The sequence below is a fragment of the Thioclava electrotropha genome, assembly GCF_002085925.2.
In the GTDB taxonomy this organism is placed as follows: Bacteria; Pseudomonadota; Alphaproteobacteria; order Rhodobacterales; family Rhodobacteraceae; genus Thioclava; species Thioclava electrotropha.
On sequence record NZ_CP053562.1, the window covers coordinates 1,272,389 to 1,285,007 of the forward strand.

General features: G+C 64.5%; 10 protein-coding genes. 5 read left to right on the plus strand and 5 right to left on the minus strand.

Features of this window, described 5'->3' with window-relative positions:
* The first annotated feature begins 41 nt into the window (after positions 1-41).
* A complete protein-coding gene (locus AKL02_RS06290; RefSeq protein ID WP_083074787.1) occupies positions 42-1,031 on the plus strand; it encodes an efflux RND transporter periplasmic adaptor subunit in 990 nt (329 codons plus the stop codon).
* Positions 1,021-4,275 (plus strand): efflux RND transporter permease subunit, encoded by a 3,255-nt coding sequence (locus tag AKL02_RS06295; RefSeq protein ID WP_083074789.1) that lies wholly within the window; start codon positions 1,021-1,023, stop codon positions 4,273-4,275. Before AKL02_RS06290 ends, AKL02_RS06295 begins: the two co-directional genes overlap by 11 nt.
* A 191-nt stretch (positions 4,276-4,466) precedes the next feature.
* Here AKL02_RS06295 and AKL02_RS06300 read toward each other — a convergent pair whose 3' ends face one another.
* From AKL02_RS06300 to AKL02_RS06315, 4 genes are all read right to left on the minus strand, one after another.
* Positions 4,467-5,228: an ABC transporter permease gene (locus AKL02_RS06300; protein ID WP_083074792.1), complete on the minus strand. Its 762-nt coding sequence runs from the start codon at positions 5,226-5,228 to the stop codon at positions 4,467-4,469.
* Positions 5,228-6,016 (minus strand): ABC transporter ATP-binding protein, encoded by a 789-nt coding sequence (locus AKL02_RS06305; RefSeq protein WP_078539658.1) that lies wholly within the window; start codon positions 6,014-6,016, stop codon positions 5,228-5,230. The genes AKL02_RS06300 and AKL02_RS06305 overlap by 1 nt, the downstream gene beginning before the upstream one ends.
* Positions 6,017-6,089: 73 nt before the next feature.
* Positions 6,090-7,103, minus strand: coding sequence for an ABC transporter substrate-binding protein (locus tag AKL02_RS06310; RefSeq protein WP_083074795.1), 1,014 nt, complete (start codon positions 7,101-7,103; stop codon positions 6,090-6,092).
* Between the two features lie 174 nt (positions 7,104-7,277).
* On the minus strand, positions 7,278-9,191 hold the full coding sequence (locus AKL02_RS06315) for a 5'-nucleotidase C-terminal domain-containing protein (RefSeq protein ID WP_083074798.1): 1,914 nt from the start codon (positions 9,189-9,191) through the stop codon (positions 7,278-7,280).
* A 234-nt stretch (positions 9,192-9,425) separates the two neighbouring features.
* On the opposite strand from AKL02_RS06315, the gene nudC reads away from it, so the two are divergent.
* Complete coding sequence (gene nudC / locus AKL02_RS06320; protein WP_083074801.1) at positions 9,426-10,457, plus strand: NAD(+) diphosphatase; 1,032 nt, start codon at positions 9,426-9,428, stop codon at positions 10,455-10,457.
* Between the two features lie 64 nt (positions 10,458-10,521).
* The gene (locus AKL02_RS06325; RefSeq protein ID WP_083074804.1) at positions 10,522-10,989 is read left to right on the plus strand and encodes an SRPBCC family protein; all 468 of its coding nucleotides are present in this window, start codon (positions 10,522-10,524) and stop codon (positions 10,987-10,989) included.
* Positions 10,990-11,000: 11 nt separating this feature from the next.
* Here AKL02_RS06325 and AKL02_RS06330 read toward each other — a convergent pair whose 3' ends face one another.
* The gene (locus tag AKL02_RS06330) at positions 11,001-11,858 is read right to left on the minus strand and encodes a prephenate dehydratase (protein ID WP_083074806.1); all 858 of its coding nucleotides are present in this window, start codon (positions 11,856-11,858) and stop codon (positions 11,001-11,003) included.
* 204 nt (positions 11,859-12,062) lie between these two features.
* On the opposite strand from AKL02_RS06330, the gene AKL02_RS06335 reads away from it, so the two are divergent.
* Positions 12,063-12,611: a c-type cytochrome gene (locus AKL02_RS06335; RefSeq protein ID WP_083074809.1), complete on the plus strand. Its 549-nt coding sequence runs from the start codon at positions 12,063-12,065 to the stop codon at positions 12,609-12,611.
* The last annotated feature ends 8 nt before the right edge of the window (positions 12,612-12,619 follow it).

A 12,619-nucleotide genomic window follows, 5' to 3' on the forward strand; every position in this document is an offset into this window, starting at 1 on the left:
TGCAGGCGCAGGGGCGCGCCGGTAAGGGAAGGGAACCCGAGATGACGTTGAAGCTTCTGCCGTTGGCATTCGCCGCGTTGATCCTGCCGGGAATCGCGTTGGCGCAGGACGGGGCGATTACGGTCGAACCGCAGGTCGTGACCGATTGGAAGTCTGTCTACGGGCAGGTCGAGGCAAAGAACACGATTGCGGCGCGTGCACGGATTTCGGGCACGATCACCGCGCTTGACGTGACCGAGGGCGACGAGGTCAAAGCCGGTCAGGAGATCGGAAAGATCACCGACCAGACGCTCGATTATCAGATCGGTGCGGTCGATGCGCAGATCAATGCGCTCGAAGCGCAGCTGGAAAACGCGAAGACCGAGCTCAAGCGCGGGCAGGAATTGCAGGCGCGGGGCGTCTCGACCTCGCAGAATGTCGATCAGCTTCAGACGCAGGTGAATGTCTACGAGGGCCAGATCGCGGCGCAGAAAGCGCAGCGCAAGGTCTATGAACAGCAGCAGGAATTCGGCACCGTGACCGCGCCGATCGACGGTAAGGTCGTGACCGTTCCGGTCACCAAGGATGCCGTCATCATGGGCGGCGAGACCATCGCGACGATCGGCGGCGGCGGGTTCTTCCTGCGTCTGTCGATCCCCGAGCGCCACGCCGACACGCTGCACATGGGCGACACGATCATGATCACCGACCCCGACGGCAAGGAGATCGAGGGCAAGCTGGCCAAGATTTACCCCGAAATCGAGGGCGGCCGGGTGCAGGCCGATGTCGAAGTGCCCGATCTGGATTCGCGCTTCGTCGGCGCGCGGCTTCTGGTGAAGCTGCCGATGGGCGAGCGTGACGCGATCGTCATCCCGCAGGACTATGTCTTCAACCGCACCGGGCTCGATTTCGTCCGCGTGAAGGAAGCGGACGGCACCTATCTGCGCACGGTCGTGCCGGGCGTTCAGGTCAATATCGACGGCCAGGACATGGTCGAAGTTCTTACCGGCCTGAACGCCGGCGACACGGTGGTGCCGAACGATGAGCAATAACCAAGGCACCGGGCCCGAGACGCCCGACGACGAAATCCACGTCAAGCTGGGGATCGCGGGGGGACTCACGAAGTCCTTCATCCGCTCGGCGCTGACGCCGCTGATGATCCTCGCCGCAATCGCGGTGGGTCTCGTCGCGCTGATCTCGCTGCCGCGCGAGGAAGAGCCGCAGATTTCCGTGCCGATGGTGGATATCCACCTGCAGGCGCCGGGTCTGAAGGCGCAGGACGCGATGAAGCTGGTGACCGAGCCGATGGAAACCATCGTGCAGGGCATCAACGAGGTCGAGCACGTCTATTCGCGCACGCAGGACGACTATTCGCTGGTGATGGCGCGCTTCAAGGTCGGCACCTCGTCGGATGCCGCGATCCTGCGCGTGCATGAAAAAGTCCGCGCGAATATGGACAAGATCCCGAAAGGCATCCCCGATCCGGTGATCGTGGGCCGCGGGATCGACGATGTGGCGATCGTCTCGCTGACGCTGACCGGCAAGGACGGCGCGCAGGTCGACAGCGACGAGCTGACCCGTGTCGCGCGCGAATTGCAGACCGAGGTCACGAAGATCCAGAACGTCGGCCTGACCTATCTGGTGGGCGACGCCACGAGCGAGATTCGCATCGAACCCGAGCCCGACAAGCTCGCGCTTTACGGCGTGACGCTGCAGCAGCTCTCGAACAAGGTCACGCAGGCGAACCGCGCCTTCAACACTGGCAATATCCGCCATGAGGGCAAACAGATCAGCCTTTCGGCAGGGGAGACGCTGACCGCGCCTTCCGAGATCGCGGGCCTCCTGCTGACCACGCGCGACAACCGCCCCGTCTATGTGGCCGATGTCGCGAAGGTCTCCTATGTGCCGGACGCCTCGGACCATATCGTCTCCAATGTGCAGCGCGACGCCAATGGCAAGATCGAGCGCTCGCCTGCCGTGACCCTCGCCATCGCCAAGCGCGCGGGCTCCAACGCCGTGGTCGTGGCCGAACATATCCTCGACCGCGTGCACGAGCTGCATGGCCAGCTGATCCCCGACAATGTCGAGGTGAAGGTCACCCGCGACTATGGCGAGACCGCGAACGAGAAGGCCAACGAACTGCTGTTCCACCTTGGCCTCGCGACGATCTCGATCGTGGGCCTCGTGCTGGTCGCGATCGGCTGGCGCGAATCCATCGTGGTCGCGGTCGTCATTCCGGTGACGATCCTGCTGACGCTGTTTGCGGCCTATATCATGGGCTTCACGCTGAACCGGGTGTCGCTCTTCGCGCTGATCTTCGCGATCGGTATTCTCGTCGATGACGCCATCGTGGTGATCGAGAATATCGCGCGACACTGGGCGATGAAGACGCCGGGCTCGCGCGTGACCAAGGCGATCGAGGCGGTGGCCGAGGTGGGCAACCCCACCATTGTCGCCACCCTGACCGTTGTCGCCGCGCTGCTGCCGATGCTCTTCGTGTCGGGGCTGATGGGGCCTTACATGTCGCCTATTCCGGCGGTGGCCTCGGCGGCTATGATCTTCTCCTTCTTCGTGGCGGTCATCATCACGCCCTGGCTGATGGTGAAGGTCGCGGGCAAGGCGCAGCTGCATGGCCATCACGGCGATGACGACGCCTATGGCGGCGAACATGCGGGCGGCAAGCTCGGCCGGATGTACAGCGCTGTGGCGCGTCCGATCCTGAAGACCAAAGGCCGCTCGGGTCTGTTCCTGCTGGTCGTGTCGGTGCTGTCCTTCGGCTCGCTGGGGCTGCTTTATACCAAGCATGTCACTGTGAAACTGCTGCCCTTCGACAACAAATCCGAACTCTCGGTCGTGGTCGATATGCCTGCGGGCACCTCGGTCGAGGGCACGGATGCGGTCGCTCAGCAAGTGGCCGAGATCGTGACCAAGCTGCCCGAGGTGCTCTCGGTGCAGACCCATGCGGGCACCTCCGCGCCGTTCAACTTCAACGGGCTCGTGCGCCACTACTACCTGCGCGCGCAGCCCAATCAGGGCGATGTCGAGCTTCAGCTTGCGCCGAAAGGGGAACGGGACCGCACCAGCCACGAGATTGCGCTGGAGATCCGCGACAAGATCAAGGCGATCAAGCTGCCCGAAGGCGCGAGCCTGAAGACGGTCGAACCGCCGCCGGGTCCGCCGGTGATCGCGACGCTTCTGGCCGAGGTCTATGGCCCGACGCCCGAGATGCGCCGTGACGCTGCCCGCCGGATCGAGGACGCCTTCAAGCAGGTGCCGTATATCGTCGACGTGGATAACAGCTTCGGCATCCAGCCCGACAAGCTGCGCGCCACGGTCAATTCCGACGATCTGGAGTTCTACTCGGTCTCCGAGGGCGATGTCTGGGACACGCTGGGGATGCTGAACGGTTCGACCACGGTGGGCTATTCCCATCGCGGGCAGGAGCGCCAGCCGATCCCGATCGTGATGGAGCGCTCGAAGTCGAACAAGGTGATGAACGAGGAAACGCTCTCGACGCCGATCCCGGCCAATGTCCTGCCCGGCGCGCGCGGCGTGGTGGAGCTTGGCGACGTGGTCAGCGTCGACAAGGAAAAGGCGTCCTATCCGATCTTCCGCCATAACGGGCGCGAGGCCGAGATGGTCACCGCAGAGCTCGCCGGCAAGTTCGAGGCGCCGCTCTACGGGATGCTCGCCGTCGACGATGCGATCAACAACATGGACTGGCCCAAGGGCGAGAAACCGGTCGTGTCGCTGCACGGTCAGCCGCAGGACGAGAGCCATGTGACGCTCTTGTGGGACGGCGAATGGGAGGTGACCTGGGTGACCTTCCGCGACATGGGCGCAGCCTTCGCCGTGGCGCTTCTGGGGATCTACATCCTCGTCGTCGCGCAGTTCGGCTCGTTCCGCCTGCCGCTGGTGATCCTGACCCCGGTGCCGCTGACCTTCCTCGGGATCATGCTCGGTCACTGGATCTTCCACGCGCCGTTCTCGGCCACGTCGATGATCGGTTTCATCGCGCTGGCGGGGATCATCGTGCGCAACTCGATCCTGTTGGTGGACTTTATCCGCCACGGCAGCCACGAGGGCAAATCGCCGACCGAGGTGCTGATCGAGGCGGGGGCCATCCGCTTCAAGCCGATCCTGCTGACCGCGATCGCGGCGATGATCGGCGCGGTGGTGATCTTGGCCGACCCGATCTTCCAGGGTCTCGCGATCTCGCTGCTGTTCGGTCTGCTCAGCTCGACCCTGCTGACCGTGCTCGTGATCCCGGCGATCTACCGGATCTTCAAGACCTGATCCGGTCTCCGACCTGAAACGCAAAACCGCCCGCACGAGAGAGACGTGCGGGCGGTTTTTCTTTATCGGATCGCGGAGCGGCCCCCCTTCGCCTTGGCGAAAATATCCCGGGGGTGAGGGCGAAGCCCGAGGGGGCAGAGCCCCCTCGCTGTTAAATTTTGTCGCCTTCCGGCGGCGGGGGCAGAGCCCCCTCAGCCCGGTTGCCGTTCCGCCCAGCCTGCGAAGATCTTCTCCAGCGCGACGACGGCGTAGTAGAGCAGGATGCCCAGGAAGGCCAAGGCGATCAGCACCGCGAACATCAGCGGGTAATCCCCGTTGGTCTGGCCCGACAGGAACAGCGCGCCGAGGCCTTTGCCATGCGGCGAGATGATCTCGACGAGGTTGGTGCCGATGAAGGCCAGCGTCACCGAGACCTTCAGCGCGCCAAAGAACTCGGGCAGGGTTTTCGGCAGGGCAATCTTGCGGAAGATGGTGAATTTCGAGGCCCCGAGCGCGCCGAGAATATCGCGATATTCGGGCTCCAGCGTGGACAGGCCGATCCCCACCGACACCGCGATCGGGAAGAAGGAGATCATGAAGGCCATCAGCACGGTGTTGAAGTCATGCGCGCCGATGAAGAGAAGCGCGAGCACCGGCACCACGGTCGCTTTCGGCACTGCGTTGAAGCCCACCAGCAGCGGATAGAGCGCATCGCGGGCGGTGCGCGAAAAGCCCATCACCATGCCGAGAAACGTGCCGAACACGATCGAGATCGCGAGGCCCGCCACGGTGCGCCACAGCGTCTGCCAGCTATCGATCAGGAACAGGTTCCAGTAGCGGACATAGGCGGCGGGCAGGTCCGAGGGCGAGGCCATGACGTAATTCGGCCAGCCATTCGCCCAGACGATGAATTCCCAGATCGCGAGGAAGGCGATGATCGACAGGATCGGGGTGAGGATTTTCTTGAAGTCCATCAGTGCATCTCCTCGTCGCGGCCCTGAGCGATGCGGATTTGGTCGCGCAGCAAATGCAGCATGTCGACGGCTTTCGGCTCGTAGAGAACGTCGATCGTGCGATCCTTCGGCAGGTCGACATCCAGCACATATTGCGTATGTGCCGGGCGGCCCGAGAGCACGATGACCTGATCGCCGAGGAACACGCTCTCGCGCAGGTCGTGGGTGATCAGCACGGCGGTGAAGGGCTCGGCGGCGCGCAGGTCGCGCATCGTCTGCCACAGATCCTCGCGGGTGAAATTGTCGAGCGCGCCGAAGGGTTCGTCCATGATCAGCACGTCGGGCTTATGCACGATGGCGCGGCAGAGCGAGGCGCGCTGGCGCATCCCGCCGGACAGCTCGGAGGGGCGCTTGGTCTCGAACCCCTTCAGGCCCACCATCTCCAGCAGATGTTCGGCGCGCGCGACCTTCTCGGATTTCGCCATGCCCGGAGCCACGATCTCCAAGGGCAGCATGACGTTCTCGATGATCGATCGCCATTCCAGCATCACCGGGTTCTGGAACGCCATGCCGACGGTTTTGCGCGGGCTGGTGACCTTCTCGCCATGCAGCCAGACCTCGCCCTGATCGGGCTTCATTAAGCCCGCCACGAGACGGGTGAGGGTGGATTTCCCGCAGCCCGAGGGGCCGACCACGGCGCAGAACTCGCCCTGCGGCACGCGGATGTCGAGATGGTCGAGCACGGGCAGGGGGCCATGCTTGGTTTGATAGGCGTGGGTCACGCCGCGAATGTCGATGAGGTTTTCCATGAGGGTCCGGCGCGAGAAGGCAGAGAAAAGGGGCGGGCGCGTCTGCGGCGCCCGCCCCCGAGACGGTGACGGATCAGTCGATCTTCAGCTCTGCCGCGTCGGGCAGGTATTCGCTGTCGAAATAGAGCGCCGCGTCAGGCGTGTTCTGGAACTCGTAGACGGTCTTCGTCTGCTCGATCGCGGTGGCCATGCGGTCCGCGTCGATCCCGCCTATGCCGTTTTCCTTGACGTAATCGGTCAGGACGTTGGCATCGATCGCCATCTGCAGGCGCTCGGTCTCCAGATCCTTGTCGGCGGCGGGGTTGCGCTTGAGAAGCGCTTCCACGGCCTTGCCCGGATCGGCGACGGCGGCTTTCCAGCCTTCGGCGGTCGCTTTGATGAAGCCCGTGATCTCTTCGGGATGGGCTTTCGCGTAATCGGTGTTCACGATGATCGCGTTGCCGTACAGCGCCACGCCGTAATCGGCCATCAGCAGGATCGACTGGTCATCCATGCCGACACCGAGGCGCTTGAGGTTGAGCGTCGAGGAGAAGGAGAAGCCGGTGACCGCATCGACCTTGCCCTCGGCCAGCATCGGCTCGCGCGTGGGGAAGCCGACGGGCTCGACCTTGATCTTGTCCATGTCGAGGCCGGTCTCCTTGGCGAAGATCGGGAACTGCGCCCAGGCGCCATCCGGCGGCGGCGCGCCCAGCACCTTGCCTTCGAGGTCTTTGGGCTCGTTCACGCCCAGCGACTTGCGGCCGACCACGGCGAAGGGCGGCTTGTCATAGACCATCATCACCGCGGTGACGGGTGCGCCGGGGTTCTGGTCGAGGAATTTCATCAGCGAGTTGATATCGGCGAAGCCCACCGGGTAGGCGCCGGTCGCCACTTTCGGAATCGCGTCGAGCGAGCCCTTGCCCTCTGCGATCTCCACGTCGAGCCCGGCCTCGCCGTAATAGCCCTCGTCCACGGCGAGGAAATAGGGCGCCGAGGGGCCTTCGAATTTCCAGTCCAGCGCGAAAGGCATCTTGGTTTCGGCCTGTGCCAGCGTGGCCGAGAGGCCAAGCGCGAGCGCCGCGAAAAGCCCCGGTTTGATGTGCAGCATGATATCCCTCACTTCGTTAATCCGTTTTCGCCCCGATCCTGACCGGCGGCGCGCGGGGGTAAACTCAAACCGCGCGCGCCATGCGAGCAGGCGAGGCGCTCACGGTTTCGTGATTAAGTTTTGGGCGGTGTGCTGCGAGAATGCAAGAAAATTAGGCGCGGCATCAGCGGGCGCTCAGAGCAAAATCTCGAGGGGCAGAAACCCGTTCGCGTCGACCGGTCCGTGAGACGCACGCAGCCCCGCCTGTTTCAGTTCGGAGAGATACGCCCCGGCACCGGGACCCGTATGGTAGAGCGCACGCGCGCCAGGCAGGGGAGAGAACCGCCAGATCGGTGGGGCGTCGAGATGCAGCGGCCCCACTTGTGCGTCGATCTCTTCGAGCAGCAGATCGCGCACCAGCACCGGCTCCGGATCGATTGGAACGGGACGGCCCCGCCGCTTGAAGCCGCCGCCGCCCGACAGGCGGAAATCATTGCTGACGACGATGAAGCGGTCGGTGTTGCTGATCCGGGCGCCCTCATGGCGCAGGTCGCGGATGCGGCCGGGCGCGGCGGGGCGCAGGCTGCCATCGGGGCGGAAACGCGGGGGTTGAGAGAGGTCGATCTTGTAGGTGATCCCCGAGATCACATCGAAATGGTAGCTCGCGAAGCTGAGGTCGCAGAGCATCCGCAACTGCCCATCGGGATGCTGCTGGTTGTAGATCGAGGCCGCCTGTTCGAGCCAGTCGCGCAGCTCCGCGCCGTTCAGCTCCACCCCGCCGACCGTATTATTGAACAGGTAGATGTCGTCGACATGGCTCATCCGCAGCGGGCCGGGGGGGATGTCGATGAAATGGGCCGAGCCCGCCGCGCCGCCCGATTTGAAGCTCGACGCGGCACCGAGGAGGGGCAAATCCGCCTCGGGGCGACCGGCGAGCCGTTCGCGGGCGAAGCGCCGTTTCGCCGCGCTGATCAGCGCGAGCGTCCGGTCCGGTGCGATCTGCGTGAAATAGCTGTGCAGCGGCTCCGCAGTGGTGCCGATGGGGCGGCGGATGTGATCGAGCGTGCGGCGATGGGCACGGTCGGAGGCGGCAAGCACCGCCGCGCTGTCCGGCCCGGTCTCCTGCTGCGCCGGGCGCAGTTCCGCCCGATGCGCTGCGAGTTTCCAGCCGTCCTGCGCCTGCTCCAGCACGAGGTCGAGCACCCCCAGATGTGTCCCGCGCGCGCCCGCATTGAGTGCGGGCTTGCCGTGAAGCGTGCCGAGAACGGGGTCGATCCCCGCGAAAGCCGGCCGTGTGGCATCGGGAAAGCCGTGGTGGTCATGCCCGGCGAGCACGATATCGACCCCGTCGAGCCGCGCGATCGAGAGCGCCGCCCGTTCGGCAGAGTTTTCGGGGTCTTGCGATTCCTCGTCCAGCGGCAGCGGCGAAATCCCGGTATGGGCGAGGGCGACGACAAGATCGGCCCCTGACGCGTGGATCATGCGCAGTTGCGCCTCCGTCGCCTCCAGGAGCGAAGAGGTCGAAAGCTCGGCCCCGGGGCGGGTCTCGAGCCAAGCGAGGCTAGGGGGCGGCAGCACGCCGATCACCGCAATGCGCAGGGTCCGCTCTATGCCGTGACTGTCGAGCAGGCTGCGTTCGAGCATCGCCCAAGGCCGGATCGGCGTGCCGATGGAGGCGCTCAGATTGGCGCAGAGCATCGGAAACTTCGCCGCTTCCAGCGCTTGAGCGAGCGGCCCGATCCCGAAATCGAACTCATGATTGCCAAGCGCCGCCGCGTCGTAGCCCAGAGCGTTCATCGCCGCGATCATCGGGTTCTCGCCGTCGTGGCTGCCTGCGATCTTGCATGGCTCGCTCCAGAGCTGCGTCAACGGCGTGCCCTGAAGGAAATCACCGCAATCGAACAGAAGGCAGTTCGGGGCTTCGCTGCGCGCTTGCGCGATTTCCGAGGCCAGCGCTGCCAAGCCTCTGCGCGGGGCGGGGCGGTCGTTGAAGTAATCGTATCCTCGAGCTTGACCATGCAAATCGGTCGTCTCGAGAAGCCTCAGCGCGAGTGTGACGCGCTGATCCGAAAACTGGCCGGGCCAATCCCGGTCAGACAGTTTTCCCATATGATCCCCTTGGCCCGAAATTGACCTTTTATCGTTGTAATGCCGCCTTTTGGCGGTCGCGTGTCCCCACACGCAACCTAGAGTAGAGGTCGGTCATTTGCCAAGTTTTAAATTGACGTAACGTACTTGCGAGGTAAGGCGGGTGGCGAATGTGGCCGATGCGCGTCACCTGATCGGCACTGGTCTCGGGTCGGCGGCTCGTGGCATGGGTAGGGCGTTCCGCAGGAGTTTTTCATGCCGCCCGATTCCCTCGCCGAGACCCAGCAACCGATTTCGCAGCCCGCCCGACTGTCTCAGGGGCGCGCGCTCGACCCCCGTGGGCTGGCCTTCGCCGAGGCGCCGGGCGCGCACGAGCGGGCGGCCCATCTGCGGGGCGATGCAGAGCGGCTCGCGGAGCTGCGCGCAGGCGAGGCTGCGCGGGTGATCGCGCTTTGGCGCGGGCGTCCGCTGTTCGGGCCCGAAGGGCTGCACCTTCTGCGCGCGGGCGAAGCGGCGCTAGAGGCGATGCCGGGACCGGAGATTTTCCTTGGCTGTCACGGCGGGCTTGCGCTGTTTTCCCGCGATGTGTCGGCGTTCGAGCCTGATGGCGAACAACCCGATGGAGCCGCCTTCTTCGACGCCTCCGAGCAGCGCCATCCCGATCTGCCCGACGATATCGTCTTCGCCGAGCTGCGCGGCCGAATGGGGTTTCTCAGCCCGGTTGAGGCGGAGATCGCCGCCACCGCGCGCGGGCTCGTGGAATGGCACCGGACCCATCGCTTCTGCTCCACCTGCGGCGCCGAGAGCGAGCCCGAACAGGCGGGCTGGCATCGACGCTGCCCGGTCTGCGAGCGGCACCATTTCCCGCGCACCGATCCGGTGGTGATCATGTTGATCACCCATGGCAACCAACTCTTGCTGGGGCGCGGCCCGCATTGGCCCGAGACGATGTATTCCTGCCTTGCGGGGTTCATGGAGCCGGGTGAGACGGTCGAGGCTGCCGTGCGCCGCGAGGTCTTCGAGGAAAGCGGCGTCGAAGTGGGCGAGGTCTCTCTCGTGGCGTCGCAACCCTGGCCGTTTCCGGCTTCGTTGATGTTGGGCTGTCGCGGGGTGGCGACGACCACCGAGATCACCATCGACCCGGTCGAGATCGCCGATGCGCGCTGGATCAGCCGTGAGCGGCTGCTGCAGGTGGTGGCGGGGCGCGATCCTGAGATATCTGCGCCACGCCAAGGCGCGATTGCCGGTTGGCTCATGCGCGAGTGGCTTGCAGATCGGCTGGAATGAGGCCAGTTTGCCCCGCACGGTGCGCCACTCCCCGGCCTCCGATCTGCCCTGAGGAACTCGCCTAATGAAATTGTCGACCCGCACCGATATATCTGCCCCCGCCGGTTTCGTCTTCGAGCGGCTCGCGGATTTCGGCAGCTTCGAGCGTGTGGCGATGCGGCGCGGGATCACGCTGAAACGGCTCGACACGCTGAGCGAACCCGGCGCGGGCATGTCCTGGGATATCGGCTTTCGCTTTCGTGGCAAGCAGCGCCAGATGATCACCGATGTGAAGCATTTCGAGGTGCCGGAACTGATCATCTACGAGGGCGTGTCGAACAGTTTCGAGGCGGTGATGGATTTCGATCTGACCGATCTGTCGAAGACGCGCACGCGGTTGTTGGTGGGGTTGGACCTGAGGCCGCGCAGCCTCGGCGCGCGGCTGATGATCCAGTCGGCTAAGCTCGGCAAGGGCAATCTGGAACGCCGCTTCAAGGAGCGGATCGACCAGTTCGCGCAGGATATCGAGCGTCAGCACGAGAAAACCGCCTGACGCCCTGATCCTTAGCCGTCGCGTTCGGGGGCGGCCGGATAGACGCCCAGAATTTCCAGATAGCTGGTGAAGTAGTCGAGTTCTTCGAGCGCACGCGCCAGCGCCGGATCGTCCGGGTGACCTTCGACATCGGCATAGAACTGCGTCGCGGTGAAATGCCCGCCGACCATGTAGCTTTCCAGCTTGGTCATGTTCACGCCGTTGGTCGCGAAGCCGCCCATCGCCTTGTAGAGCGCGGCGGGAATGTTGCGGACCCGGAAGACGAAGGTGGTCATCATCTTCTCGCCGCGCGGGCGGGTATCGGGCTCGGTGCCCATGATGAGGAAGCGCGTGGTGTTATGCGCGTGATCCTCGATATGGCGCGCGAGGATGTTGAGGCCATAGGTCTCGGCGGCCATGTCGGAGGCCAACACGCCGACGCTCCGGGTCTGCGTCTGCACGAGTTCGGCAGCGGCACCCGCGCTGTCGGCGGCCGCCTCGCCACGGATGCCGTAGCGCGCGAGGAAGCTCGCCGCCTGCGGCAGAAGCACCAGATGCGCGCGGACCTTTTCCAGCTCCTCGATCTCGACGCCGGGCAGGGCCATCAGACTGATATGCACACGCACGAAGGCCTCATCGAGAATATGCAGCCCCGATTCCGGCAACAGGCGGTGAATGTCGGCCACTCGCCCGTAGGTGGAGTTCTCCACCGGCAGCATCGCGAGATCGGCATCGCCTTTCTTCACAGCGGCGATCACGTCCTCGAAGGTGCGGCAGGGGACCGGCTCGAGGTCCGGGCGTGCATCGCGGCAGGCCTGATGCGAATAGGCGCCCAGCTCGCCCTGAAAGGCGATCCGACCGGTTTTCGGCGATTGTCCTTGGCGGCTCATGTGCAATCCCCCGCACTGATCTTGTCTCGCGCCCTGCCTAGCCCGTGCCCGCGCGGAAGGGAAGGGCCGGGGCGCGGGAGGCTCACGCTGCGTCATTCATTATCCACCCTCTGAAAATCCGATCACATCTGGTAAAGTTCCCTTGATCTGAAAGGCCCTGTGCGGATAGATGCGCGGGACGACGACGCATATCAGGGACGAGACATGTTCAATACCATGACCTTTACCAAGGCGGCGGGCGCGTTTCTGGGCGCGTTGCTGTTCTTCCTGCTCACGGCCTGGGCCTCGAGCGCGCTCTATACCGTTGGCGAGAGCCATGACGCTTCCGGCGGCAGCGAGCACGCAATGAAGGACTCGATGTCCGCAGCCCCCGGCGATCTGCTGGCCGCGCCGGAAGAAGGCGATGGCGCCGCGAAGGAAGAAGAGGTCGCACAGGTCGAACTGGGCACCGGTGACGCCGCCAAGGGCGAAAAGATTTTCGGCAAGTGCAAAGCCTGCCACTCGCTCGAAGGCAAGAACGGCGTTGGCCCGCATCTCGATGGCGTGGTCAATCGTGCGGTCGCTTCGGTTGGCGATTATTCCTACTCGGACGCGCTCAAGTCGCATGGCGGCGAGTGGACGCTCGAAGCGCTCAACTCGTGGCTGGAGAACCCGAAAGACTACATCCCGGGCAACAAGATGTCCTTTGCTGGTCTGAAGAAACCCGAAGACCGCAACGACGTGATCGCCTATCTGCAAGAGAATTCGAACTGAGGCAAATC

Coding starts and splice junctions, on each gene's coding strand:
- AKL02_RS06295 (WP_083074789.1), top strand. CDS start 1,021: ATGAGCAATAACCAAGGCACCGGGCCCGAGACGCCCGACGACGAAATC.
- AKL02_RS06305 (WP_078539658.1), bottom strand. CDS start 6,016: ATGGAAAACCTCATCGACATTCGCGGCGTGACCCACGCCTATCAAACC.
- nudC (WP_083074801.1), top strand. CDS start 9,426: ATGCCGCCCGATTCCCTCGCCGAGACCCAGCAACCGATTTCGCAGCCC.
- AKL02_RS06325 (WP_083074804.1), top strand. CDS start 10,522: ATGAAATTGTCGACCCGCACCGATATATCTGCCCCCGCCGGTTTCGTC.
- AKL02_RS06330 (WP_083074806.1), bottom strand. CDS start 11,858: ATGAGCCGCCAAGGACAATCGCCGAAAACCGGTCGGATCGCCTTTCAG.
- AKL02_RS06315 (WP_083074798.1), bottom strand. CDS start 9,191: ATGGGAAAACTGTCTGACCGGGATTGGCCCGGCCAGTTTTCGGATCAG.
- AKL02_RS06335 (WP_083074809.1), top strand. CDS start 12,063: ATGTTCAATACCATGACCTTTACCAAGGCGGCGGGCGCGTTTCTGGGC.
- AKL02_RS06300 (WP_083074792.1), bottom strand. CDS start 5,228: ATGGACTTCAAGAAAATCCTCACCCCGATCCTGTCGATCATCGCCTTC.
- AKL02_RS06310 (WP_083074795.1), bottom strand. CDS start 7,103: ATGCTGCACATCAAACCGGGGCTTTTCGCGGCGCTCGCGCTTGGCCTC.
- AKL02_RS06290 (WP_083074787.1), top strand. CDS start 42: ATGACGTTGAAGCTTCTGCCGTTGGCATTCGCCGCGTTGATCCTGCCG.